This window comes from Rhizobium sp. A37_96 (assembly GCF_053521765.1).
This window is the reverse complement of sequence record NZ_JBNWDS010000002.1, coordinates 882,824-906,873: the sequence shown is the minus strand read 5'-3', so window position 1 is coordinate 906,873 and position 24,050 is coordinate 882,824. Positions and strand designations below refer to the sequence as shown.

27 protein-coding genes are annotated in these 24,050 nt (G+C 62.0%); 13 read left to right on the top strand and 14 right to left on the bottom strand.

The features are described from left to right. Positions 1-17: 17 nt before the first annotated feature. Positions 18-800: an SDR family NAD(P)-dependent oxidoreductase gene (locus ACQZ6J_RS10865; RefSeq protein WP_449083934.1), complete on the bottom strand. Its 783-nt coding sequence runs from the start codon at positions 798-800 to the stop codon at positions 18-20. Positions 801-962: 162 nt separating this feature from the next. Between ACQZ6J_RS10865 and ACQZ6J_RS10860 the strand changes: the two genes are divergently transcribed. After that, a complete protein-coding gene (locus ACQZ6J_RS10860) occupies positions 963-1,862 on the top strand; it encodes an AraC family transcriptional regulator N-terminal domain-containing protein (protein ID WP_449083932.1) in 900 nt (299 codons plus the stop codon). Between the two features lie 3 nt (positions 1,863-1,865). Here ACQZ6J_RS10860 and ACQZ6J_RS10855 read toward each other — a convergent pair whose 3' ends face one another. Both ACQZ6J_RS10855 and ACQZ6J_RS10850 read right to left on the bottom strand, forming a co-directional pair. Beyond that, entirely contained in the window at positions 1,866-2,708 is an 843-nt protein-coding gene (locus ACQZ6J_RS10855) for a metallophosphoesterase (RefSeq protein WP_449083930.1), read from the bottom strand. Between the two features lie 130 nt (positions 2,709-2,838). Next, entirely contained in the window at positions 2,839-3,441 is a 603-nt protein-coding gene (locus ACQZ6J_RS10850; protein ID WP_112340320.1) for a superoxide dismutase, read from the bottom strand. A gap of 271 nt (positions 3,442-3,712) precedes the next feature. On the opposite strand from ACQZ6J_RS10850, the gene ACQZ6J_RS10845 reads away from it, so the two are divergent. Next, positions 3,713-4,360 carry an Asp/Glu racemase gene (locus tag ACQZ6J_RS10845; RefSeq protein WP_449083928.1) on the top strand — a complete coding sequence of 216 codons (648 nt, stop codon included), beginning with the start codon at positions 3,713-3,715 and terminating at the stop codon, positions 4,358-4,360. A gap of 4 nt (positions 4,361-4,364) precedes the next feature. Here the strand turns inward: ACQZ6J_RS10845 and ACQZ6J_RS10840 are convergent, their stop codons facing one another. Beyond that, entirely contained in the window at positions 4,365-4,709 is a 345-nt protein-coding gene (locus ACQZ6J_RS10840) for a nuclear transport factor 2 family protein (protein WP_163991511.1), read from the bottom strand. Between the two features lie 181 nt (positions 4,710-4,890). Here ACQZ6J_RS10840 and ACQZ6J_RS10835 point away from each other — a divergent pair, with 181 nt between their 5' ends. From ACQZ6J_RS10835 to ACQZ6J_RS10825, 3 genes are all read left to right on the top strand, one after another. Continuing rightward, positions 4,891-5,706, top strand: coding sequence for a helix-turn-helix domain-containing protein (locus ACQZ6J_RS10835; RefSeq protein ID WP_163991513.1), 816 nt, complete (start codon positions 4,891-4,893; stop codon positions 5,704-5,706). A gap of 108 nt (positions 5,707-5,814) precedes the next feature. Then, positions 5,815-6,501, top strand: coding sequence for a YbhB/YbcL family Raf kinase inhibitor-like protein (locus ACQZ6J_RS10830; RefSeq protein ID WP_449083925.1), 687 nt, complete (start codon positions 5,815-5,817; stop codon positions 6,499-6,501). After that, positions 6,498-7,730 carry an MFS transporter gene (locus tag ACQZ6J_RS10825; RefSeq protein WP_163991517.1) on the top strand — a complete coding sequence of 411 codons (1,233 nt, stop codon included), beginning with the start codon at positions 6,498-6,500 and terminating at the stop codon, positions 7,728-7,730. Before ACQZ6J_RS10830 ends, ACQZ6J_RS10825 begins: the two co-directional genes overlap by 4 nt. Before the next feature lie 26 nt (positions 7,731-7,756). Here the strand turns inward: ACQZ6J_RS10825 and ACQZ6J_RS10820 are convergent, their stop codons facing one another. Further along, positions 7,757-8,368: a TetR/AcrR family transcriptional regulator gene (locus ACQZ6J_RS10820; RefSeq protein ID WP_449083923.1), complete on the bottom strand. Its 612-nt coding sequence runs from the start codon at positions 8,366-8,368 to the stop codon at positions 7,757-7,759. Between the two features lie 120 nt (positions 8,369-8,488). Here ACQZ6J_RS10820 and ACQZ6J_RS10815 point away from each other — a divergent pair, with 120 nt between their 5' ends. Continuing rightward, complete coding sequence (locus ACQZ6J_RS10815) at positions 8,489-9,172, top strand: glutathione S-transferase N-terminal domain-containing protein (protein WP_449083921.1); 684 nt, start codon at positions 8,489-8,491, stop codon at positions 9,170-9,172. 46 nt (positions 9,173-9,218) lie between these two features. Here ACQZ6J_RS10815 and ACQZ6J_RS10810 read toward each other — a convergent pair whose 3' ends face one another. Continuing rightward, the gene (locus ACQZ6J_RS10810) at positions 9,219-10,106 is read right to left on the bottom strand and encodes a branched-chain amino acid aminotransferase (protein ID WP_163991522.1); all 888 of its coding nucleotides are present in this window, start codon (positions 10,104-10,106) and stop codon (positions 9,219-9,221) included. Between the two features lie 208 nt (positions 10,107-10,314). Between ACQZ6J_RS10810 and ACQZ6J_RS10805 the strand changes: the two genes are divergently transcribed. The 3 genes from ACQZ6J_RS10805 to zwf all read left to right on the top strand — a co-directional run bounded on the left by ACQZ6J_RS10805 (position 10,315) and on the right by zwf (position 13,978). Further along, positions 10,315-11,355: a zinc-dependent alcohol dehydrogenase family protein gene (locus ACQZ6J_RS10805; RefSeq protein ID WP_449083919.1), complete on the top strand. Its 1,041-nt coding sequence runs from the start codon at positions 10,315-10,317 to the stop codon at positions 11,353-11,355. Positions 11,356-11,514: 159 nt separating this feature from the next. Further along, positions 11,515-12,285, top strand: coding sequence for a trans-aconitate 2-methyltransferase (gene tam, locus ACQZ6J_RS10800; protein WP_449083917.1), 771 nt, complete (start codon positions 11,515-11,517; stop codon positions 12,283-12,285). A gap of 172 nt (positions 12,286-12,457) precedes the next feature. Next, positions 12,458-13,978, top strand: coding sequence for a glucose-6-phosphate dehydrogenase (gene zwf, locus ACQZ6J_RS10795; RefSeq protein ID WP_163991528.1), 1,521 nt, complete (start codon positions 12,458-12,460; stop codon positions 13,976-13,978). A gap of 101 nt (positions 13,979-14,079) precedes the next feature. Here zwf and ACQZ6J_RS10790 read toward each other — a convergent pair whose 3' ends face one another. After that, entirely contained in the window at positions 14,080-14,475 is a 396-nt protein-coding gene (locus ACQZ6J_RS10790; RefSeq protein ID WP_163991530.1) for a hypothetical protein, read from the bottom strand. Between the two features lie 217 nt (positions 14,476-14,692). Here ACQZ6J_RS10790 and ACQZ6J_RS10785 point away from each other — a divergent pair, with 217 nt between their 5' ends. After that, positions 14,693-16,207, top strand: coding sequence for a helicase HerA-like C-terminal domain-containing protein (locus ACQZ6J_RS10785; RefSeq protein WP_449083915.1), 1,515 nt, complete (start codon positions 14,693-14,695; stop codon positions 16,205-16,207). A gap of 55 nt (positions 16,208-16,262) precedes the next feature. On the opposite strand, the gene ACQZ6J_RS10780 is transcribed toward ACQZ6J_RS10785, so the two are convergent. Both ACQZ6J_RS10780 and ACQZ6J_RS10775 read right to left on the bottom strand, forming a co-directional pair. Further along, entirely contained in the window at positions 16,263-17,039 is a 777-nt protein-coding gene (locus tag ACQZ6J_RS10780) for a VOC family protein (RefSeq protein ID WP_449083913.1), read from the bottom strand. 220 nt (positions 17,040-17,259) lie between these two features. Beyond that, positions 17,260-17,985 (bottom strand): DUF899 domain-containing protein, encoded by a 726-nt coding sequence (locus ACQZ6J_RS10775; protein ID WP_449083911.1) that lies wholly within the window; start codon positions 17,983-17,985, stop codon positions 17,260-17,262. A gap of 72 nt (positions 17,986-18,057) precedes the next feature. Here ACQZ6J_RS10775 and ACQZ6J_RS10770 point away from each other — a divergent pair, with 72 nt between their 5' ends. Continuing rightward, on the top strand, positions 18,058-18,504 hold the full coding sequence (locus ACQZ6J_RS10770; protein WP_449083907.1) for a MarR family winged helix-turn-helix transcriptional regulator: 447 nt from the start codon (positions 18,058-18,060) through the stop codon (positions 18,502-18,504). Position 18,505: 1 nt separating this feature from the next. Here the strand turns inward: ACQZ6J_RS10770 and ACQZ6J_RS10765 are convergent, their stop codons facing one another. The 3 genes from ACQZ6J_RS10765 to ACQZ6J_RS10755 form a co-directional block, all read right to left on the bottom strand. Further along, a complete protein-coding gene (locus ACQZ6J_RS10765; RefSeq protein ID WP_449083905.1) occupies positions 18,506-19,261 on the bottom strand; it encodes an RES family NAD+ phosphorylase in 756 nt (251 codons plus the stop codon). Beyond that, entirely contained in the window at positions 19,221-19,604 is a 384-nt protein-coding gene (locus tag ACQZ6J_RS10760) for an MbcA/ParS/Xre antitoxin family protein (RefSeq protein WP_163991541.1), read from the bottom strand. Before ACQZ6J_RS10760 ends, ACQZ6J_RS10765 begins: the two co-directional genes overlap by 41 nt. 120 nt (positions 19,605-19,724) lie before the next feature. Next, a complete protein-coding gene (locus tag ACQZ6J_RS10755; protein ID WP_163991543.1) occupies positions 19,725-20,147 on the bottom strand; it encodes an organic hydroperoxide resistance protein in 423 nt (140 codons plus the stop codon). A gap of 134 nt (positions 20,148-20,281) precedes the next feature. On the opposite strand from ACQZ6J_RS10755, the gene ACQZ6J_RS10750 reads away from it, so the two are divergent. Then, a complete protein-coding gene (locus tag ACQZ6J_RS10750) occupies positions 20,282-20,746 on the top strand; it encodes a MarR family winged helix-turn-helix transcriptional regulator (protein ID WP_449083902.1) in 465 nt (154 codons plus the stop codon). A gap of 78 nt (positions 20,747-20,824) precedes the next feature. Here ACQZ6J_RS10750 and ACQZ6J_RS10745 read toward each other — a convergent pair whose 3' ends face one another. Both ACQZ6J_RS10745 and ACQZ6J_RS10740 read right to left on the bottom strand, forming a co-directional pair. Continuing rightward, on the bottom strand, positions 20,825-21,556 hold the full coding sequence (locus ACQZ6J_RS10745; protein WP_163991547.1) for a L,D-transpeptidase: 732 nt from the start codon (positions 21,554-21,556) through the stop codon (positions 20,825-20,827). A gap of 161 nt (positions 21,557-21,717) precedes the next feature. Then, positions 21,718-22,521, bottom strand: coding sequence for a L,D-transpeptidase (locus tag ACQZ6J_RS10740; RefSeq protein WP_449084168.1), 804 nt, complete (start codon positions 22,519-22,521; stop codon positions 21,718-21,720). Positions 22,522-22,692: 171 nt separating this feature from the next. Between ACQZ6J_RS10740 and ACQZ6J_RS10735 the strand changes: the two genes are divergently transcribed. After that, on the top strand, positions 22,693-24,045 hold the full coding sequence (locus ACQZ6J_RS10735) for a methylmalonyl-CoA mutase family protein (RefSeq protein ID WP_449083899.1): 1,353 nt from the start codon (positions 22,693-22,695) through the stop codon (positions 24,043-24,045). The last annotated feature ends 5 nt before the right edge of the window (positions 24,046-24,050 follow it).

Below are 24,050 nucleotides of genomic sequence, written 5' to 3'. Positions count from 1 at the left end.
CAAGATGTGACCGGATTTTAGAGAATCATGCCGCCCGAGACTTCGATGCGCTGGCCATTGACCCAGCGATTGTCGTCCGACAGTAGCGAGGCGATCATCGGGCCGACATCGTCGGGCAGGCCGGCGCGGCCGAGCGCCGTCATGGACGCGACCATCTTGTTGACCTCCGGATTGTCGCGAACGATGCCGCCGCTGAAATCCGTCTGGATCGCACCCGGCGCCACCGTGTTGACGGTAATGCCGCGAGGACCGAGCTCCTTGGCGAGATAGCGCGTGAGCACTTCGACCGCCCCCTTCATCGCGGCATAGGCCGACGAGCCCGGATTGCTGAAGCGGGCAAGGCCGGAGGAAATGTTGACGATGCGGCCGCCATCATGGATGTGCGGCAGCAGCTTCTGCGTCAGAAAGTACACGCCCTTGAGGTGGATATTATAGAGCGTGTCGAACTCGGCCTCCGTCGTTTCCGCGAAGGACGCATGATAGGACGTACCGGCATTGTTGACGAGGAAATCGAAACGATCGCGGCCCCAACCCTGCTGTAACGCCTTGCCGGCTTCGGAAACGAACGCGTCGAAGGACGCAGTATCGCCGGCATCGAGCCGCAATGCCACGGCCTTCCGACCGAGAGCCTCGATCTCGGCGACAGCGCTGTCGGCTTCTGCCTTATTTGAGTTGTAGGTCAGAATGACGTCGCCTCCACGGCGGGCGAGATGAATGGCCGTGTTGCGGCCGAGACCACGGCTGCCGCCGGTGATGATCGCGATCTTTGCCTTTGATTTATCGGTATTTTCCGTTGTCATTGTCGTTCTCCAAGGGACGCCTGATGACTGAAAATTACGCCTTTGGCACCGTTTCCTTGAATGCCGGAATTCTCGAATTTCTTGCCTATTCCTCCAACCGACTTGTTCGCGGATGCCTCCCTGCTATGATGATGGAAGAGTACCCTGCCCTGGAGACCGCCAATGTCGTCTGCCCTCAAGGATGCGATTACGCAATTCATCGACGCCGGCGACGGCGGCGACAACGGGCTATTTCCGACGGGTATCGACGGCCTGCACATCATGCGCTCGACGGAATTGAAGATGCCGCATGCAAGGGTCTACCGACCGGCGCTTTGCGTCATCGTCCAGGGTGCGAAACAGCTGATGCTGAACGAAAAGGTGATCGACTATGCCGAAATGCAGGCCCTGATCATCAGCATCGAGCTACCGGCGTCCGGCCGGGTGATCGAGGCAAGCGAGGAGAAGCCTTACATGGCGATCTCCCTCGAATTCGATGTCGGCATGATGCGCGAAGTGATGGAACAGCTCGATACGCCGCCGAAGCCCACGGGCAGCGCCCGTCTTGGCATCTTTGTCGAGGATCTCAGCCAGCAGCTCGCCGATTGCCTCGTGCGATTGACGCGCTTGCTCGCGACGCCAGGCGCCATTCCAGTGCTTTATCCGGCGATCATGCGGGAAATCTGCTTCTGGCTGCTCACCGGCCCGAATGGCGGCGAAGTCTGCAAGCTGGTCTTGCCTGACGGGCAGACCCGCCGCATTGCCGATGCCATCCGCCTGTTGCGGGACAATTTCGCGGAGCCGGTGCGGATCGAGCAGCTGGCCGCCGCAGCGCGCATGAGCCCCTCCTCCTTCCACCAGCATTTCAAGACGCTGACATCGATGACGCCGCTGCAATATCAGAAACAGATGCGGCTGCTGGAAGCGCGCCGGCTGATGGTTGCAGGCCATGCCAATGTCGAAACCGCCGCCTACCGGGTCGGCTACGAAAGCGCCTCGCAGTTCAGCCGCGAATATGCCCGCATGTTCGGCACGCCGCCGAAAAGGGATGTTACAGAGATGCGGATGATCGCGGCCGAGTGAGCGTCAGCGCAGGGCCAACGTCCTGTCGATCTCGCGCCCGAAGCCAGTGATCTCGAGCCGATCCGGGTAAACGGAGACGATCGCGTAGGCGGTACTGTCGATCGTGTCGACCATACCCATGAAGTTAACGAAATAGGTGCCGCCGGACACCCCGAAATTGCCGGCGTGATTGTGGCCGTTGAGGTAGGCGACAACGTGATCGTGTTCGGCCAGAAGCGCCAGGATGCGGTCGCTGTCGAGCGCGTTGTGGGCATTGTCCGGGAAGACGGGATAGTGGCTCATGACGATGACTTTCTCGCCGGAGGCCTTCGCTTCCTCGAGCTTGACGACTAGCCAGTCATATTGCGCGCGGCCCATCGCCGCGTTCCAGCGCTGCCCGTTCGGCGCGCCGGCGTTCTCCAGCGCCTTCATCAGCTCCTTCGCCTCCTGCCGGCGCGGGTCGCCTTCCGGCGGGGCGAAGACGCTGATCTCATTGCCGTCGAGGGCGATGAAACGATAGCCGGAAAGGCCGAAATCGTAGTAGGCCGACGGCATGCCCACACGGGCCGGCACGCTGAGGAGATGCTCAGGCGCCACGACGAAATCGTGGTTGCCGAGCAGGAAATGCTTGCGATGGCGCAGCGTCTCATAGACCGGCAAGATGGCATCGAAGCTCTTCCACTCGCGATCGATGATGTCGCCGAGCGTGACGACGAAGGCGAGGTCGTGTCGGTTGAATTCCTCTATCGCCTCGCGAAGCTTGACGAGGCTGTTCGCGGGATAGCGATTGAGGGTGAGATTGGGCTCGAGATCGGCATATTGCGGATCGGCGATGACGCCGAAGCGGAAGAGCGGTGCGGATGGCATTCAGCCTCCTTGGGCGGCCTCTTTTGGGGAGGACAAGCGGCACACGGACACATCATTGCAGGCTGGCGGATAAGAAAACACCCGACGCCAGGAAGACGCCGGGTGCGAAAGCCAGCCTATGCGGCAAACCTTACTTCGTCGCGGCTTCGTAGCGCTCCAGGACGTAGTCCCAGTTGATCAGGCTGTCGATGAAGGCTTCGAGATACTTCGGGCGCAGGTTGCGGTAGTCGATGTAGTAGGAGTGTTCCCAGACGTCGACGCCGAGGATCGGGTTGGCGCCGTGAACGAGCGGGTTTTCGCCGTTCGGGGTCTTGGAGATTTCGAGCTTGCCGTTCTTGACGGAAACCCATGCCCAGCCCGAGCCGAACTGCGTTGCGCCGGCAGCGGCGAAATCGGCCTTGAACTTGTCATAGCCGCCGAGGTCGGAGGCGAAGGCTGCTTCGAGCTTGCCCGGCAGCTTGTTGCCGCCGCCGCCCTTCTTCATCCACTTCCAGAAATGGATGTGATTGTAGTGCTGGGCCGCGTTGTTGAAGAGGCCGGCATTGGTGCCGAAGGACTTCTTTACGATCTCTTCGAGCGAAAGGTCTGCAAGACCTGCTTCGGCGGCGAGCTTGTTGCCGTTGTCGACATAGGCCTTGTGGTGCTTGTCGTGGTGATATTCGAGCGTCTCACGCGACATGAAGGGCGAAAGTGCATCGTAATCATAAGGAAGTTCAGGCAATTCGAAAGCCATGGTCATATCTCCTCTTGGCAAAAAATTGCGTCGGCAGGTGAACCGGAACATAGGAGCGGTCGCCTGGAAGAGCAACCGGCGACATGCCAAAAAAGTTGCACGCGGGAGCAAAAATTGCCCTATTTTTCAATCATGTATAGCATAGACTCAGAAGTTTAGCTTTATGTATATGATGACGTCGGAAGACATGGAGCGGCGCAATGCCGAAACGTCGACAAAGCGGGCCGCCGCGGCTAGGCTCGCGGATCGCCGCCCGTTTTGAGGAACGCCTGTGACGATAGCCTGCCTGCATACCGCCGAAAGCAATATCGTCGTCTACGAAGCTGCGGCGAAGGCGCTTGGGCTGCCTGTCGGCGCGCTGCGTCATCATGTCCGCGCCGATCTCCTTCTTACCGTCGAAAAAGCGGGGCGCTTGACGGAAGAGATCGTAGCGGAAACGGCTGCTCTCCTGTGGCATCTGGCCGAGGATGCCGATGCCGTCGTGCTCAACTGCTCGACACTCGGCCCGGCAGCGGCGCAGGTCGCAGCCGGCGCAGCAGCGCCGATCGTCCGGGCGGATGCCATCCTTGCCGAGGAAGCCGTCAGGGCCGGCGGCAAGGTCATCGTCCTCTGCACGGTCGAGACAACCATCATCCCGACGACAGCGCTCTTCGAAGCTGCCGCGAAAACGACGGGCGCCGAGATCGAGGTGCGGCTGATCCCGGGCGCCTGGGCGCACTTTCGGGCCGGCGATCTGCCGGCCTATCTTGCCTCCATCGCCGATGCGGTGAAGGTTGCCCACGGCGAAGGGGCCGTCACGATCGCCTTCGCGCAGGCCTCCATGACCGAGGCCGCACGCCTTCTTCCCGAAGGCGTCCAGCAGCCGCTGAGCGGCCCCGCGACTGCGCTTGCGGCCGCAATGGCGAAAATCACGGGCTGATCCGCTACAGGTTTCGCCCGAAATAGACGTTCACTTCGGCAATACGGTCGCCGGCAAAGCGGATCAATTCGACATTGCGAAAGCTGCCGCCATCCATTTTCTCGGCTCTGTAGCCGACGATCACATCGTCGCCATCGGCCACCAGATGTTCGATATGAATGTCGCGGAAGAGCCTCTCCTTCGGCCAGCAATGCTCGAAATACCGCTTCCGGTCGATATGATCGTCGCGCGGGCTGGAAAAGGTGAAATCCTGCGTCAGCATCGGATCGACGACATCGGGATGCTGGGCGACGTAAGCGGCAAAGAGACGCTTGACCGTGTCACAGCGGGCATTTTCAAGAGAGTTCATGAGGTGCCTCCTCCTTTGCATCAGGGCGATTTTTCAGCCATCCGACTGCAAACCGATCGCAAGGTGCAATCGGTCGATAATATGCGACAGGGCGAACCTCCAAAGCGCTTTGCTGACTTGGCATCGTCACGCCTATCGTTCAAACTCCAGAATACCCCCATATCAGCAGGAAGCCATCGCAGTGTCCGAGGCGCATCATCACATCCTGGAAAAATTGCGCCGTCTGGCGGCAAAGGACAATCGTCCTACGGCCGCACCGAGCGGCATCGGCAGCTATTCGACGCTTTTCACCTTCGTCACCCGCGAACGCGAGCGCATCGCCGGCTCGGCCTTTTCGCAGGTTTCGATCGTCGCCGTGCTTGAGGGCTCCAAGGAAATCGTCAGCATGGGGCGGCAGCGGCATTTTACGGCCGGCACGGTGATCGTATTGCCGGCAGGCTGGAGCGGCGATGTCGTCAACGATCCGGACCCGCAAACCGGCGTCTACCGGGCGATCTTCATTACTTTCCCCGAGGAATTGACGCGGCGGGCCGCAAAAGCCTTTCCGCCCGCTCACATCGCCGCCCAGGCCGAACTGTCGCTGGATCCGCTGCTAGCCGCTGCGATCGACCATGCCGGCGAAGGCATTGCCGCCGGCAACCTGCCTGTTCCCCTGATCGAGCACAGGCTCCTCGAAATACTCATGATCCTCGGTATGCGCGGCGTCCTTCCCGGCTCGCCGGAAACGACCGCCGAGGCGGTGCGCGCGCTGGTACGCTGGCAGCCGGATCGTCCGTGGACGGCCGATCTCATCGCCGCCGAGCTCGGCACGAGCAACGCGACGCTGCGCCGGCGTCTGTCGCGCGAAGGCTCGTCGCTGCGGGACGTGCTGGCGAGCGAGCGCGTGGCGCTGGCGACGACCCTTCTCGCCGAGGACGGTCTGTCGCTGCGTGAAGCGGCCCTTGCCACCGGCTATCGCTCCCCACGCCGCTTCGCCGATCGACTTCGTAGCGCGTGAGCGTTTCAGGCTGAATTTTGAGCGTTTGCGTACGCCGCCGCTCGACATGAATTTGTTAGATCCTGCCCTCGAAGGCTCACAGGAGCCGCAACATGAAAGGGCAACATCATGAAAACCATGCTCAAAGTTCTGAATGCCGCCGTCATTGCCGCAGCCGTCGCCACGCCTGCCCTGTCGGCCGATCTCAAGGTGACGTTTGCAAAGAGCAACGGCCGGATGCTGCTGCCCGAAAACGCTTCCTGCATTTCGACGGCAGCGGACAAGTCCGCGCCCGGCCCCAACAAGAGCCTGGCCGTGTCATGGTCGAAGGGACCCAAGGGAACGCGCTCCTATGCGCTTGCAATGGTCGATCCCGACGTTCCCGCGGATTTCTCGCTGTTCAACAAGGCCGACAAGCCGATCCCGAAGGATTTCAAGCGAATGGAATTCGTCCATTGGGTGCTCGCCGACATCCCGGCCTCTCGCACCAGCCTTGCCGAAGGCACGGACGGGAACGGCCCCTCGGCCGGAGGCCTGCCGCTGGAGCGCACCGCCTACGGACGGCGCGGCCAGAATGGCGCCGGCGGCGGCAACTTGAAGGATGGGCCGCATGGCGGTTATATGGGCGCATGCCCGCCCTGGAATGACGAGCGCATCCACAGCTACCACGTCACCGTCTATGCGCTCGACGTCGACCGATTGAGCCTTCCCGACCTGTTCACCCGTGCCGACCTTCTCGCTGCCGCGAAGGGTCACATCCTGGCATCGGGCAGCCGGGAACTGTTTTACACATTGAACGCAAAGGCCGAGAAATGACCGAGACGAGATGGGATGCAGCCGCACCGGCCGAGCCGGAAACCGCCCATTGGATGCGGAACCTGATTATCTGCCTCGTCGGTTCGTTCACGACGATCGTGGCAATGACGCTGCTGCTTCCCTTCCTGCCGCTCTATGTCGAGGAACTCGGCGTCAGCGACAAGGCGGCAATCGTGCAATGGTCCGGGATCGCCTATGGCGCCACCTTCTTTGCGGCCGCCTTCGTCGCGCCGCTCTGGGGCCGGCTTGGCGATATCTACGGCCGCAAGCTGATGCTGGTTCGCGCCAGCCTCGGCATGACGATCGCCATCTCGCTGATGGGCATGGCCGGCAATGTCTGGCAGCTGGTGGGGCTGCGCCTGTTCACCGGCCTTGCCGGCGGCTATGCCTCGGGTTCGATGGTGCTGGTTGCGGCGCAGACGCCGAAGTATCGCTCGGCCTGGGCGCTGGGCACGCTGTCCGCCGGCATCATGGCAGGCAATCTCGTGGGGCCGCTGATCGGCGGCGCGCTGCCGCCGATAATCGGCATCCGCGGCACGTTCCTGCTGGCCGGCGGCGTGATCTTCTTCACCTTCCTGGCGACGACATTCCTCATCAAGGAGGAGAAATCCACGGCGCGCAAGAAGGCCGCCAAGGCAAGCGGCAGCTGGGCCTCCATTCCCGACAAGCGCCCCGTCATCGCCATGCTGTCGCTCGGCCTGTTGCTGATGCTGGCCAATATGTCGATCGAGCCGATCATAACCGTCTATGTGGCGCAGTTCGTCACCGGCGCGCAGGTGACGATGGTCTCCGGCGTCGTCATGGCCGCCGCGGCGCTGGGCAGCATCCTGTCGGCCTCGTGGCTCGGCAAGCTCGCCGACCGTATCGGCCACTGGAGCGTCATCATGGCGGCACTGGCAGCCGCTGCGGTGCTGCTCATCCCGCAGGCTTTCGTGACCTCGGCCTGGCAATTGATCGCGCTACGCTTCCTGATGGGCGTGGCGCTCGGCGGCCTTTTGCCGTGCATCACCGCCGTTATCCGACACAACGTTCCCGATGCGGCGACCGGCAGCATCCTTGGCCTTTCCATCTCGTCGCAATATGTCGGTCAGGTGGTCGGTCCCGTCGTGGGCGGTTTTGTCGGCGGCCATATCGGCATGCGTGCGGTGTTCCTCGGAACCTGCGTGCTGTTGGCGATCGGCGCCGTCTATTGCTGGTGGGTCAGCCCGAAAAAGGAAGCAGCCCTCTAGGGCCGCGACCGTCATCGTGCTCGGCGTTATTGCCGAGGGCAGATGATATCGACACCGGAACGCGCGATCGCCTCCAGCGTTTCGCGCGTATCGCCTGCGCGCGCCCGCACGGCAAGCGAATGCATGACAGCGGAAGCAAGCCTTGCAAGGGTCGCCGGATCGGCATCGGCCGGGAGCTCGCCACGCGTCTTCGCCAGCTCCATGCGCTCGCTGATCGCGCCGTCAAATTCATTCAGGCTGCGGCCGAGCACTTCCCGCACCCGGGCGTGCTGAATGGCCTCTGCCGTCGCGGTGCTGATCAGAAAGCAGCCCCGCGCAGCGGTCGCGCCGTGCAGATATATCTGCAAAGCCCTGTCATAGATGCGTGCCAGGTTTTCGCGTAGAGGCAAAGCGGGATCCAGCGCTTCCGCCAGCACGTCGAGACTCTCCTCGCGATAGCCTTCCAGCGCATCCAGATAGAGTTCTTCCTTGTCGCCGAACGCGCCGTAGAGGCTCGGCCGGTTCAGCTTCGTCGCGGCACTCAGATTATCCAGCGAGGCCGCGGAAAATCCCCTATCCCAAAAAACCTCCCGCGCCTGCCCGATGACAGCCTTGGCATCGAAGGTCCGCGGGCGGCCCTGCTTTTTCTCGCTCTTCATATTTTTGTACCGTTTCGCATTAAAATCTTGACCGAGGGAATTTTATGCGAAATGGTACAAATATTCAACGCGTGATCGCGCGATGTTTCGTATTCGCGCCCATACAAGGAGGAATTTCCGATGAAACTCTATATGCACGCCGCCGCATGCTCCCTGTCGCCGCACATCGTCAGTCGGGAACTGGGGCTGGATATCGAGCTGGTCGAGGTCGACCGGAAAACGCATCGGACGAGTTCGGGCGAGGATTATCTTGCCATCAACGGCAATGGCTATGTGCCGGCACTGATGCTGGATGACGGCAAGGTGCTGACCGAAGGCCCTGCCATCGTGCAGTTCCTCGCGGAATGCTCACCGGAAGGCGCGCGCGTGCTGCCGAAGGCTGGAACCTATGCCCGAAGCCAGGTTCAATCCTATCTGAATTTCATCACCGCCGAACTTCACAAGCCGATGGCGATGCTGTTCAACCCGGCCTATGAAGGCGCCCACGCCAGCCTCTACGAGCTGGTGTCGAAACGGCTGGACTGGCTTGATGGCCAATTTGCCGGCCCCTATCTGACCGGCGACGACTTCACCATCGCGGATGCCTATCTTTTCGTCTGCCTGAACTGGTCGCCCTGGATCAAGATCGACCTCACCAGAAGGCCGGCATTGCAGGAGTTCATGGCTCACGTCGGCGCAAGACCAAACGTCCGCCGGGCGCTGCAGGCCGAAGATCTCGAAGCTTTCGAGACCGACGGCATCTTCTTTGCGCCGCGGTCCTATCTCGCATCGGCGGGCCGTTCCGGAACACCTGTGCGGCCGTAAACGGCCGCACTCTCACGGCGCGGCGCCCTCTCTTGCGAGACAGGGCCTATTCTTCGCTGGCGCTGCGCCCGTGGGCCCAATTCATATAAAGCTCCAGCGCCTTGCGGGCGACCGGCCCTTCCTGGAACTCACGATCGTCGAGGCGGTTGACGCTGACGACCTTGGAGTAGTTGCCGGTCGTGAAGATCTCGTCGGCGGCCATGAACTGCTCGACCGACAGGGTCTCCTCGCGAACGTCGAACCCTTCCTGCCGCAGCAGGCCGATGACGCGGGCGCGCGTGATGCCGGCAAGGAAGGTGCGGTTGGCGATCGGCGTATAAACGATGCCGTCCTTGACCATGAAGACGTTGGAGGATGCCGTCTCCACGACATTGCCGTTCAGGTCGCGCACGAGCGCATTGTTGAAGCCGCGGTTTCTGGCCTCCAGGATCATGCGGCCGCTGTTCGGATAGAGCGAGCCGGCCTTGGCGTCGGTCGTTGCCGTTTCCGGCGACGGGCGGCGGAAGGGCGAGACGGTGAGCGTGACGCCGCCGGTGCCGCCGAGGGGGGCTTCGAACAGGCAAAGCGCAAAGCGCGTCGATTCCGCGTCGACGGCGACGACACTGCCCGGCGAACCATGCTCGCCCCAGTACATCGGCTTGATGTAGATCGGCGTCTTGCCGTCGAACTTCTTGATACCTTCCCAGGCGAGCGCCTCGATCTCCTCCGAGGTCTTGACTGGCTTCAGCCCCATGGCGACGGCCGAGCGATTGATGCGCTGGCAATGCAGATCGAGATCGGGCGCGATGCCATCGAACCAGCGGGCGCCGTCGAACACGGTCGAGCCGAGCCACATGGCGTGCGAGGTCGGCCCGATCAGCGGCGGATTGCCGGAAAGCCATTCTCCTTCGACATAGGTCCAGGTGGTGGTGCGGGGCGACGTATCGACTGCCATGGTAGTTTCCTCTTTTATGTGGCGAAGAGCAAATAACCGCGCAATCCTGGGGTCAAGCAGAAACTGCGCGGCAAAATCCATTTGCAACAAAGCGCCCGATACCGCATTCATAGCGCAATTTTCATGCGCCGAAACAACAGCTTGACGAATAGGTCCATCAGGAAAAATGATGGGCCGGACAGACCGTCAGGAAATAGCGAGAACTCCCATGAAAGCCATGTATTACGAGTCCTTCGAGGCAACGCCCGAGATACGCACCCTGCCCGATCCCACACCGGGCGAGGACGGCGTCGTCATCGCCGTCGGCGCGACCGGGCTTTGCCGCAGCGATTGGCACGGCTGGATGGGGCACGATCCCGATATCAAGCTGCCGCATGTGCCGGGCCATGAGCTTGCCGGCAAGGTCGTCGCGACCGGGCGTGGCGTCGTGCGTTTCAAGGTCGGCGATCGCGTCACCGTTCCCTTCGTGTCCGGCTGCGGCCATTGCGCCGAATGCCATTCCGGCAACCAGCAGGTCTGCCCCAGCCAGTTCCAGCCCGGCTTCACCCATTGGGGCTCCTTTGCCGAGTATGTCGCCATCGACTATGCCGACACGAACCTCGTTCACCTGCCCGAAACGATCGACGATGCGACGGCGGCGAGCCTCGGCTGCCGGTTCGCAACCTCCTTCCGCGCCGTTGCCGACCAGGCGAAGACGCGGCCCGGCGAATGGATCGCGGTGCACGGATGCGGCGGCGTCGGGCTGTCGGCGATCATGATCGCCAGCGCGCTCGGCGCCAACGCCATCGCTATCGACATTTCCGACGAGAAGCTGGCCTTCGCCCGCGAATGCGGCGCGGTGGCGACGATCAATGCGGGCAGCGTTTCCGACGTGGCGGAGGCGGTGCGCGAGATCACCAAGGGCGGCGCCCATGTCTCGATCGACGCGCTCGGTCACCCCGCAACCTGCTTCAACTCCATCAAGAACCTGCGCCGGCGCGGCCGGCATGTGCAGGTCGGCCTCATGCTCGGCGAGTACGCGACACCGCAGATTCCGATGGCGCAGGTCATCGGCCATGAACTGGAAATCTACGGCAGCCACGGCATGCAGGCCTGGCGCTACGATGCCATGCTCGACATGCTGGCCGCCGGCAAGATCGCGCCGCAAAAGCTCATCGGCCGCAAGATAAGCCTGGAAGAAGCCGTTCCGGCGCTTATGTCTCTGGATAAGGCCGAGGGTACGGGAATCAGCATCATTACACGGTTCTGATATATCCAGGTGCTAGAGCAGCTCTAGGAAAAGTGCTTAGCGATTTTCCGTCCGGAAGTGCGTGAAAACAAAAGGATAGAGCGTTTTCGCGATTCGAGGAAAAGCGGAAAGGCCCTATGCGCAGCGAAGACAACGGCAATCTAGGAAGAGGATACGCTCATGGCATGGTCTGCCGGCCAATATGTAAAATTCGAGGATGAACGCACGCGGCCCGCGCGCGACCTGCTGGCGCAGGTGCCGCTGGAGCGCCTCGAGCGCGCGATCGACCTCGGTTGCGGCCCCGGCAATTCGACCGAGCTGATCGTCGAGCGATACGGCGCCGCCAACGTCTCGGGCCTCGACAGCGACGACAACATGCTGGAAGCGGCGCGCAAGCGCATGCCCGGCACCAGTTTCCTCAAGGCCAATCTTGCCACATGGCGGCCGGAAGAGCCGGTGGACCTGCTCTTTGCCAACGCCGTGTTTCAGTGGCTGCCGAACCATCTCGATATCCTCGACCACCTGATGGACGGCCTGAAGCCGGGCGGCGTGCTCGCCGTGCAGATGCCCGACAATCTGACCGAGCCCAGCCATCTGATGATGGAGGAAACCGGCAAAAGCGGCCCATGGAGCGATGCCTTTGCGAAAAAGAGCGTGCGACGCAATCCCCTGCCCGCCCCCTCGGTCTACTACAACAGGCTGATCGGCAAATCGGCCCGCGTCGATATCTGGCACACGAATTACAATCATGCGCTGGAGAATGCCGCAGCCATCGTCGAATGGGTGAAGGGCACGGGCCTGCGCCCCTATCTCGACCATGCCGGCGCCGGGCATCGCGATGCTTTCACCGCCGAATATCTGAAGCATATCGAGAAAGCCTATCCGCCGCTTGTCGACGGCAAGGTGCTGCTGCGCTTCCCGCGGCTCTTCCTGGTCGCGGTAAGGAAATAGCCCGTTTGCCAATCCCGAAACCCCGGCCGACGGCGGCGCGTCGATCCCATCGACAACCGGCGTCGGCCCGCGCTAGAACACCCTCAGCCAAAGCTGAAACAGCAATAGCTCCGAGGAGATAGTCGATGTCGTCCACAAGCCCCCTTAATGGCCGCCACAAGGAGACGCGTTCATGACCACCCCCGACGTCGCACCGGCCCCGCCGCTGACTTTCGTGATCTTCGGTGCCGCCGGCGATCTCACCCGGCGGCTGCTCGTCCCGACACTCATCAACATGACCCGCAGCGGGCTGGTGGGAAGCGATCTGCATATCCTCGGCGTCGGCATCGAAACCGGCGGCGTCGAGATGCTGCTGGAGCGGCTGGAAGCCTTTCTCAAGACCTCCGGCGACATGGACGATCCGGAACGGCAGGCGGCATGGCAGAGCCTGCGCACGCGCATCAACTATATCTCCGGCGATTTCACCCAGAACGGTGTCTACAAGGAGATTTCGGATTATCTCGGCCATGCGCCGAGTGCCAATGCGGCCTTCTATTTCGCGGTGCCGCCGCAATTCTTTGGCGACATCGCCGAGAAGCTCTCCGAAAACGGCTTGATGAACGAGGCCACCGGCGCCTTCCGCCGCATCGCCATCGAAAAGCCGTTCGGCAACGATCTCGCCTCGGCACAGGCATTGAACGCGCGGCTTCTGAACCACGTATCGGAAAGCCAGATCTATCGCATCGATCATTTCCTCGGCAAGGAAACCGTCCAGAACATCATGACGACGCGCTTCGCCAACATGATGATCGAGGCGCTGTGGAACAACAACTATATCGACCATGTCCAGATCACGGCGGCCGAGCTGGTCGATGTCGGCATGCGCGGCAAGTTCTATGATGCCACCGGCGCCTTGCGCGACATGGTGCCGAACCATCTCTTCCAGCTGCTGGCGATGGTGGCGATGGAGCCGCCGAACAGCTTCGACGCGGAATCGATCCGCAACGAGAAGGGCAAGGTGCTGAAGGCCCTGCGGCTGTATTCGCCCGAGGAAGCGGCTAAGAACGCCGTGCGCGGCGCCTATACCGCCGGCCCGCTCGCCGGCCACGATCTGCCCGCCTATACGCAGACGGCCGATGTCGCGCCCGACAGCAACACCGAAACCTTCGTGGCGCTGAAGCTCTTCGTCGATACCTGGCGTTGGGCGGGCGTGCCCTTCTACCTGCGCACCGGCAAGGCGCTGAAGGCACGCGATACGGAAGTGGTCATCACCTTCCGGCAGGTGCCGTTCGCGCAGTTCCCGCGCCACGGCTCGCGCCCCGAGCTGCCGCCGAACAGGCTCATCATCCAGGTTCAGCCCGACGAAGGCCTGGACATGGAAATCTCGATCAAGTCGCCGGGACTGGTGCTGAAAACCGCGCCGGTTTCGCTCGACTTCCGCTATGCCGACAGGTTCGACATCGGCAGGCAGACCGGTTACGAGAGCCTGTTCTACGAACTCTTCGTCGGCGACCAGACGCTGTTCCAGCGTGCCGACGGTATCGAAGCCGGCTGGGCCGCCGTGCAGCCTTTCCTCGATCTCTGGGCCAAAGGCGGCAAGCCCGATCCCTATGCGCCCGGCAGCACCGGCCCGGCCAGCGCCGACAAACTCATCGAACGCGACGGCCGCAAATGGCACCAGATCAATGGGAAACAGGGCAGCAAAAGAGTTTGAGCAAAAAGGGGCTGGCGATGATTGCCGCCGGCTTCCTGTTCATGACAAAAAGCCCCGCGGTATAGCCGCGGGGCTTTTTGGTGTCGGAGAGAAAATGCCGATCAGAGAAACTGGTGCAGGCCCGGGACGGAGTTGACGACCTGGTCCACCACCTCGTCGCCGGCGTGCTGGCGGGCGGTTGAGATCGTTTCCTTGGCGAGCGAGGTGATCTCGCCCATGCTGAGGCCGCTGCTCATCAGCTGCTGGCCGAGCGCCATGAGGCCACCGCCGCCGCCAACGGCGCTGAGCAAGCCGCCGAGCAGACCGCCGCCCCCGGCGTCCTGGCCGCCATACTGCGCGACGAGATCGGAAGCGCCAGGGATCGATTCGATCATCTTGGTAACGGGGCCATCCGGAGCCTCGCGCTGCAGGAAGGCGAGGATCATGCCGACGGCCTTCTCTGCGAGATCAGGAGCGATGCCGGCTTTGGTTGCGATCTGATCAATAACTTCGTTCACTGTGGCCTCCTGCCTTTACGACGTTAACGTCAACGTAACTGAATGGGGCAACCGACACAAGCCGCGCCGGACCCCATTATACTACCAGAAGCGGAACGGCGATGCGAATGGTTGTCCCTCTTCATGCGAGTTCTTATAACAGTGTCAGGACAAATCGATGAATGGCCCTGGCAGCCCGAAAAGGCTGCTGTGCCGCCGCCCAAAGGGAGACGACACCATGCCGCAGCAGGATGGACAGATTTTCGTCGGCGCCAGCCGCAAGCCGGACGAAAGCATCAACAAGGACGAGTTCCTGACACTGAAATTCGGCAACCGCCACGGCCTTGTGACCGGCGCCACCGGCACCGGCAAGACGGTGACGCTGCAGGTGCTGGCGGAAGGCTTTTCCAAGGCCGGCGTGCCGGTATTCTGCGCCGACATCAAGGGCGATCTCTCCGGCATTGCCGTCAAGGGCGAGGCCAAGGATTTCCTGCTCAAGCGGGCCGAAGAGATTGGCCTGTCGCCCTACGAGTTCGATCAGTTCCCGGTCATCTTCTGGGATCTTTACGGCGAGAAAGGCCATCGCGTCCGCACGACCATCGCCGAAATGGGGCCGCTGCTGCTCGCGCGGCTGATGGATGCCTCCGAAGCACAGGAAGGCGTGCTCAACATCGCCTTCAAGATCGCCGATGAAAACGGCCTGGCGCTGCTCGACCTCAAGGACCTGCAGGCGCTGCTGAACTACATGGGCGACAATGCCAGCGAACTTTCCAGCCGCTTCGGCCTGATCTCGAAATCCTCCGTCGGCTCGATCCAGCGCGCATTGCTCGTTCTGGAGCAGCAGGGTGCTGAGAACTTTTTCGGCGAGCCGGCGCTGAAAATCTCCGACATCATGCGCGTCAGCAATGACGGCTACGGCCAGGTCTCGGTGCTGGCCGCCGACAAGCTGATGATGAACCCGCGCCTCTATGCCACCTTCCTGCTGTGGCTGCTCTCCGAACTGTTCGAGGAACTGCCCGAAGTCGGCGATCCGGAGAAACCGAAGCTGGTCTTCTTCTTCGACGAGGCGCACCTGCTCTTCAACGATGCGCCGAAGGTGTTGATCGAGCGTGTCGAGCAGGTGGTGCGCCTCATCCGCTCCAAGGGCATCGGCGTCTATTTCGTCACCCAGAACCCGCTCGACGTGCCGGAAACGGTGCTGGCGCAGCTCGGAAACCGCGTACAGCATGCATTGCGCGCCTATACGCCGCGCGAGCAGAAAGCCGTTCAGACGGCCGCCTCGACCTTCCGGCCCAACCCCGCCTTCGATTGCGCTGAGGTCATTACCACGCTTGGCACGGGCGAGGCGCTGGTGTCGATGCTGGAAGGCAAGGGTGTGCCGTCGGTCGTGGAGCGCACGCTGATCCGCCCGCCATCCGGCCGCATCGGCCCGGTCAGCGATGCCGAGCGCCAGGCCATCATCCATGCCAGCCCGGTCGCCGGCGTCTACGACCAGACGGTCGATCGCGAATCCGCCTATGAAATCCTGACCGAGCGTGCGCGCAAGGCGGCCGCGCCGCAGAATGAGAGCGCAGGCGATGGCTGGACGCTGCCAGGCTTCGGCGGCGACAGCGGCAAGCCGGCAAGCCGCGGCCGTTCCGGCTATCAGCGCGAGACGATCCTGGAAGCAACGATGAAAAGCATGGCGCGCACGGTTGCGACGCAGGTCGGGCGGGCCTTGGTGCGGGGCATTCTCGGCAGCTTGAAGCGGTAGAAAATCACCTCCCCTCGAGGGGGAGGTGTTCGTTGCCTCAAGGGGAGGATTGGCTTCAGCGCACCGGCGCGACGAGCGAGAAGAACGCTCCTTGCGGATCGGTGGCCTGGACGATCCAGCTGCCGCCGGGAACCTCCATCGGACCGTTGACGATGCTGCCGCCACCTTCGGTGATGCGGGTGATGGCGGCATCGATCGCCGGAACGTTGATGTAGAAATTCCACGCCGGCACCGGCATTTCCGCCGGCTTGGTCATGATGCCGCCGAAGTCCCGATCGCCGATCTTGAAGATCTTGTACTTGCCCATCGGCCCCATGTCGAAATCGGAGCTCAGCTCCCAGCCGAACATCTCGCTGTAGAAATCGAAGGCCTTCGGGCCGTCGCCGGCATAGAGCTCATGCCAGCCGAAATAGCCCGGAGTAGCCGGCGCCGCCGGCGCCCAATCCTGGCCCGGTAGCGGCGTGAAGACGCAGAAGGCGGCGCCGTAAGGATCGGAAACGACGGCGAACCTGCCGACACCCGGAATATCCGTCGGCTCACGATAGATCTTGCCGCCCTTGGCCAGGATGGTGTTCGCCGCCTCGTCGACATTGGGAACGCCGATATAGCCGGTCCAGCAGGGCGGCGTGCCCATGGCCTTCGCCTCTTCCGGCAAGATCATCAAGCCGGCGACGGGGCCCGCACCGGCGCTGAAAAGCGTATAGTCCATGCCGACCTCCGGCATGCCGGCATCCGCCGCATCCCAACCGACGACCTTGCTATAGAAAGCTTCGGCCGCTTTCATGTCGGTGGTCATCAGCTCGTACCAGACGAAATATCCCTTCTCAGCCATGACATCTCTCTCCCTATTGTGATTGTTGCAGTCATCCGTCTCGTCCCGAACCCGATGTCGGCGCAGGCGCATCATGCCCGACGACAATGACGGCCGAACGATGGTCGATCGATTGATCCATTCGTTTCCCGGCAAGCAGGCGTCGGGCATTTCCTAGGCACAGAACGCAGCAGCTCGACCGCTGTTCCCCATTGGGTGAATTCAAGGGCCTCATCATGCCTCAATGGCAGCAGGAATGCGCCTTCGCCGCATCCTCATATTCGTCGTGGCGGCGGACAAAATGCATCGTGCCGTTTTCATTCCGTCCCTTCGGCGCACGATCGAGGATCATCAGCGTGCCGATCAATTCCTCGGGGCCGCGGGCATAGCTCGAGTAGGTATGGAAGATATTGCCGGCTTCGTCCTTGTAGAAGGCGCTGAGGCCGGGAAGCTCGTCATATCCTTCGGCCGATTCCATCGGCGTGAAATTGTAGAAGACCGTCTCGGCGGCGAGCTGCTCCTTCGAAAAGGAGACGTGATAGTCGAAATTGAAATCGTTGGCGAAGGACGACACCCAGGGGAACCCCCAACCCATGCGCTTCCTGTACGCCTCCACCTTCTGCAGCGGCGCGCGGGAAACGGCGACCAGCGTCACGTCGTGATGATTGAGATGCGGAAGCGTTCCATCGAGATGGTCGGCGAGGAAGGAGCAGCCGGTGCAGCCGGCATCCCAATCCGGTCCGAGCATGAAATGGTAGACGATCAGCTGGCTGCGGCCATCGAAGAGATCCGCGAGCGTCTTCCTGCCGGCAGGCGTGTCGAAGACATAGTCTCTTTCGACCTTTACCCAAGGCAGCGCTAGGCGCTCCGCGTTGACGCGATCGCGAAGATGCGTTGCCTCCTTCTCCCTGGCGAGCAGCTGGCGGCGGGCCTCCAGCCATACGTCCCTGGAAACGACCTGGTTCATTGTCAGCGCCCTCCTCCGGCCTACCAACTACCAAAATCTTGACAAATACATTGATATCAATATTAATGAATCATGTCAAACGCAGTCGAAATTCCCTTTGAAACCACGCTGTTAGTGCGCGATACCTGTCTTTGCCTGCATGTGCAGCGGGCCGCCCGCGCGCTTGCCCGCCGCTTTGACGAAGCGTTGCGGCCGTTTGGGCTCACCAATGGTCAATTCTCTCTGATGATGTCCCTGAACAGGCCTGCGCCGGCCTCCATGGGATCGGTTACGGCGCTGCTGGCAATAGACCAGACGACGCTGACGGCGGCCTTAAAACCGCTGGAACGGCGTGGATGGGTCAGCATCGTACCCAATCCCAAGGATCGCCGCGCCCGCCTGCTGAGCCTTACGCCATCCGGAAAGGCCGCGCTCGCCGCCGCCGTTCCGGTCTGGAAGGCCACTCACGCGGCGCTGGAAGAACGGCTGCCCGATGGCAATGGCGACCGCTTGCGCGGCGATCTGGCTGCTTTGCTCTGAACTAACGCGTCGATAGCCGGGGATCCGCCTCGAAATCCCGCTGTTCGAAACCGATTCGACGCCGTGGAAATTCGCATAGCGCCTGCACGCCGGCACGCGACAGCCGGATGCGCCAGGTCTGTCGTTCGACCGGCTCCCGCGCCGAAAAGGCCTTTGCCGTGAGCAGCGCGATGTTCCTGCCTCCCTGAGGATCCCGGACGGATCGATAGAGGATGGCCTCGATACCGCCGCTTCGCGCCGCCTCGGCAAGCGACTGGCAGGGCTCGTAGTTGACCGGATCGGTCCACTGCTGCCGGTCGCGATCCAACGGCGGCGCGGTCAGATCGACCGCCGCCTTCGTAGCGATGACCGCGGCAAAGGCGGTATATTCGGCCGCATTGGCGGGCAGCGGCGTATCGGGGGAATCGCGGAAGAAGAGCAGCCGGTAGAAGCTCATTTCCGCCAGGGCCGTCTCCACCTGCTCCGAGGCATAGAAAACGCCGAGCGTGCGGCCCGCGCGGCGGAAACGAGACCCATGGGGATAGATCGCGCCATAGCGAAAGGGCGTCGCCAGCAAATAATCGAGGCCGGCGCATTCCGGCGGCAGCGCTGGCTTGCTTTCCTCCAGGACGCTTTCGAGAAGAGCCTGCTCTTCCAGAGTATCGACCAGCTTCAGCGTCGAAACCTGATGCTGCGATTCCACCAGCCGCCAATAATGGCCGGAGATGGCCCGCGCCTCAGACGAGAGCGCGGCGGGCGTCCAGATAGGCAAGGACATCTGTCAAACCGGAAATGGAAGTGATCTTGTCGATTGGCGCTGCGCCGAAGGCGAGATTGCCGTTGCGCAGCCACTGGCGCGAGACGGCTTCGTCACCACCGACGATGGCATCGAGCGAACGGAAGAGGCGAACGAGAAGCACGGCAAGTTCGAACGGCTTGCTATCGCGCTCCAGCAGATGGTCCTGCCGCTTCATGCGCGAGACGGTCGCCTCCGACACGCCGATGATGGCCGCGAGTATGCGGGCATTCAATCCCAGCCGGTCGGCAGCATTGACGACGGCCTTGGTGATGACGAGTCCCTCACCGGGCATCGTCTGGTTTATCAGTTGAGCCTTTGCCATAGCCACATCCTTTCCTAAGAAAAGATATAGCAACTTTCTTGCAAAAGAAAAGGAGCGATAGGCAAAGCCTCCGCTCCTGATCTCTTTATGTCGCCTTTTCAGGCGGCGCGCAGGGCTGGCTCAGGCAACCGTCACCGGCACTTCGGTCGACGTGCGCAGGGCGTGGCTGTAGGGGCATACGATATGCGCTGCGGCAGCGAGCTTTTCAGCCTCGGCCTTGTCCATGCCGGGGATATGAACGGCCAGGGATACTTCGATGCCGAAGCCGCCGCCATCCGCACGCGGACCGATGCCAACAGTTGCCGTAACCTTTGCGTCTTCCGGAATCTTGACCTTCTGCTGGCCCGCGACAAATTTCAGGGCACCCAGGAAGCAGGCGGAATAGCCGGCTGCAAAGAGCTGCTCCGGATTGGTGCCGGTGGCGCCGTCGCCGCCGAGTTCCTTCGGCACGGTCAGCGTGACGTCGAGGACGCCATTTTCGGAAACTGCACGGCCGGCGCGGCCACCGGTGGCGGAAGCTTTGGTGGTGTAGAGAATAGGCATGTCATGTCTCCCTTCGGTTTGGATGATGATTGTATATATCACGATTTAATCGTGCGCAATATTTATTTTTTGCAATTTGATTTTGCAAGGTGAATTTGTGACAATGCCCCCAACAAGAAAATGGCGGAGCAGCAATGACGGACAAGGCCGATGGGCAGATCATGATACCCGAAGAGGAAAAGCGGCTGGAAAGTCAGCTTTGCTTTGCGGTCTACAGTGCCGCACATGCCTTCAATCGCGCCTACAAGCCGATTCTCGATCGCGTCGGCCTTACCTATCCGCAATATCTCGTCATGCTCGTCCTGTGGGAAAAGGGCGCCCTCTCGGTCAAGACGATCGGCGAGAAGCTGGATCTCGATTCCGGGACGCTCTCGCCGCTTCTCAAGCGGCTGGAACAGGCCGGTCTGATCAGCCGCGCGCGCGATCCGAAGGACGAGCGGCAGGTAATCATCTCACTGACGGAAAAAGGAACGGACATGAAATGCCAGGTGGGCATGATCATGGACGCCATCGGCCAGGCGACCGGCTGCGATATGGCCGAAATGGCCAATCTGCGCGATCGGCTGCAGCAGCTTAAGGCAAATTTGGCAGCGGAATGAAGCCTGCGCATCAGCGCCGCCTGCTCTTGAGAAATCAAAAGGACGCCGAAGACGGCGTCCTTTTGCGAATATGCGATATCAGGCCGTGACGAGAATCGGAGCGCGCTCCGGTACGCGATCATAGAGATCGATGACGTCCTGGTTCAGCAGGCGCACGCAGCCGGAGGAGACGGCCTTGCCGATGGAGCGCCAGTCGGGATTGCCGTGCAGGCGATAAAGCGAATCCTGCTTGTCCTCGAAAATGTAGAGAGCACGGGCGCCGAGCGGGTTCATCAGGCCCGGATCCATGCCACCATTGGAGATGGAGTATTTGGTGAGTTCCGGCTGACGGGCAACCATTTCATCCGGCGGGTTCCAGCGCGGCCACTTCTTGCGCCACTGGATGATGCCGCGGCCCTGCCAGGCGAAGCCTTCGCGGCCGACGCCGATGCCGTATCGCATGGCGGTGCCGCCCTGCTCGGTCACGTAGAGCATGCGCTGGGTGGTGTTGACGACCACGGAGCCGGGCGCTTCGCCTGTCGGATCGATGACCCGCTGGCGATAAAAGCGCGGATCGATCTGCTTGTAGGGAACCGCCGGAACATGGAAGCCGCCGTCATCCACGGCCGCGTAGATCACGGCCGGGTCCGGTTGCTCGCCATCATAGCTGGAGAACCAGCTACGGAACGGCCTCGGTGAACCGGTATATTGCACCGGGCTGACGACGGGGCCGTTGTCGATGGTGGAAGCACAGCCGGCGAGCGTCGAAACGGCGCCAATGCCAGCAAAGGCGAGGAAATTACGTCGGGATAGAGATGAAGGAAGGCTCATGTCGACAGCATAGTTCCTATTGAGGGGGAAGCGAAACCCGCAACATGCGATCTGATTCGGCTCCCCGCGAGGTTTGCAGAGACAAGCGCAAAACTAAAGAGCGCAGCCGTACCCCGCTATCGCACTTATGCAACATCACGAAAATTTGTGGTAAAATACCGCTACAAAACGACGATTTCCGTCTTATCGGGCACTCGGTTGTAGAGATCTATCACGTCCTGGTTGAGCATTCGCACGCAACCCGAAGACGCGGCCTTGCCGATCGACTGCCAATCCGGCGTCCCGTGAACGCGGTAGAGCGTGTCCCGGCCGTTCTGATAGATATAGAGCGCCCGCGCGCCGAGCGGGTTCGTGGGCCCCGGGTTCATGCCGCCACGCTCGGCCGAAATCGATCGCATCTGCGGTTCGCGCGCGACCATTTCGGAGGGCGGCGTCCAGCGCGGCCACTTCTGCTTCCACTGGATAAGACCCCTTCCATGCCAGGCGTATCCCGCCGCGCCGAGGCCGACACCATAGCGCATGGCCTTGCCGCCCGGCTCGACGAAATAGAGGAAGTGGTCTCGCGTATCGACGACGATGGTGCCGGGACGCTCGTTGGTCTGATAGTCCACTTCCTGCCGCAGGAAGCGCGGATCGATGCGCGTGTAGGGAATGGCCGGCAGCGTGAAATCGTCCTCGTTCCGCTGGGCATACATCGCCTGATGCACCGGGTTGAACGTCGGCAGGCCATAGGTCTGATGGAACTGGGTGCGGAAGAGATCGCGCGCCTGTGGCACGGGCTGCACCGGCAGGCGCTTCACCTTCTGCGGATCGATGCCTTCCGGACGATAGAAGACCGGCGCCGTTTCCTGGGCGAAGCGATCCGGGTCGGTCGCGCCGGTGTCGGGAATGATGCTGCATGCCGATAGTCCAGCCAGGGCGGCGGCGGCGAGCAAGTGACGGGAGGCAGGCAGCAGATCGGCCATCATCGAAAACCATTGGAACATATCGGATCGGCCGCATAATGACCGTCGCGGCTGGAGCGAAGCTGGCGTCGATGGCGAAGGCGGCAGCCGCGAAGATATTGCGCCGACTGGCCAAACTCCTGTTTTCCCTCGCGGCATCATGGGCTAGACCATTGCGGTACGGAGGATCGCATGAATATCGACAGTCTCGACCCGGGCATCTTCGACCAGACCGATCACAAGGCCTGGCTGAAGCTGGTGGAACGGGCGCTGAAAGGCAAGGATTTCCAGGAAACGCTGGTGTCGCAAACGGATGATGGCATTGCCATCGAGCCGCTTTACGAGCGACGTCGCGATTGCGCCCCGCTTTCGCGCCAGCGAGCCGATGAGCCCTGGACGGTGGTCCAGCGCATGGATGATCCGAATAGTGAGCGGGCACTCGCACAGCTCGGCGACGATCTTGCCAATGGTGCAAACGGCACCTGTCTCGTCTCCAAAACCTCCGCTTCCGCCTTCGGCATTGGCGTCGATGCGCAAATCCCGGGCCTTTCCGGCGCGCTGGCAGCTGCTTTGTCGCGCAAGGCCACAACGCTGCGCCTCGATGGCTTCACGCCCAACGTCATCGAAACCTTGACGACATCGCTCGCGGATGGCGGCGCCCGAGCATGGCATCTCGGTCTCGATGCATTTTCGACGGGCGAGGAACAGGCTTCCCTCTCAAATGACTTCAGGCGCTTCGCCAAAGACCTCATCACGGGCACCATCGTCAACGCGGATGGTCGCGCCGTGCACAATGCCGGCGGAACCGAGGCGCAGGAATTGGCGGTGATGGCCGCAAGCCTCGTGGGCCATTTGCGATTGCTTGAAGAGGCCGGCCTTTCGCCGGAAAAAGCGCTCCGGGCGACGAGCCTCTGCATCTCCGCCGATCAGAACCAGTTCATGACGATCGCAAAGATACGCGCGGCGCGGCTGATTTTTGCCCGGATCGCCGAAGCCTGCGGCGTCTCGGATCCGCAGCCGGCGCATCTCTTCGCGGAAACCAGCTATCGCATGCTAACCCGCCTCGATCCGGAGACGAATATTCTCCGCAACGCGATCGCGGTCTTTTCGGCCGGCGTCGGCGGCGCCGACGAGGTCTCCGTTCTGCCGCACAGCCTGACGCACGGCATTCCCGACCCGCTGGCGCGGCGTCTGGCGCGCAACACGCAGACGATCCTCATGGCCGAAAGCCACCTCGACCATGTCGTCGATCCCGCTGCCGGGGCTGGCGGCATCGAAACGCTGACCGACGCTCTCGCGGAGCGGGCATGGGAAATTTTCACCGGGATAGAAGGCAAAGGCGGCTTGGCCAAGGCAATCGCCGGCGGCGAACTGGCGGCGATGGTTGCCAAGGCACGGAAGGGCCGAAGCGCCAAGCCGATCGTGGGAACGACGCTGTTTGCGATGAAGACCGAACGGCCGGTAACCATCCTGGGGGCTTTGGGTCCGATCACGGGTGGCATGGGATTGATGCCGGTGCGGCTGGACGAGGGAGTGGAGGCATGAGAATG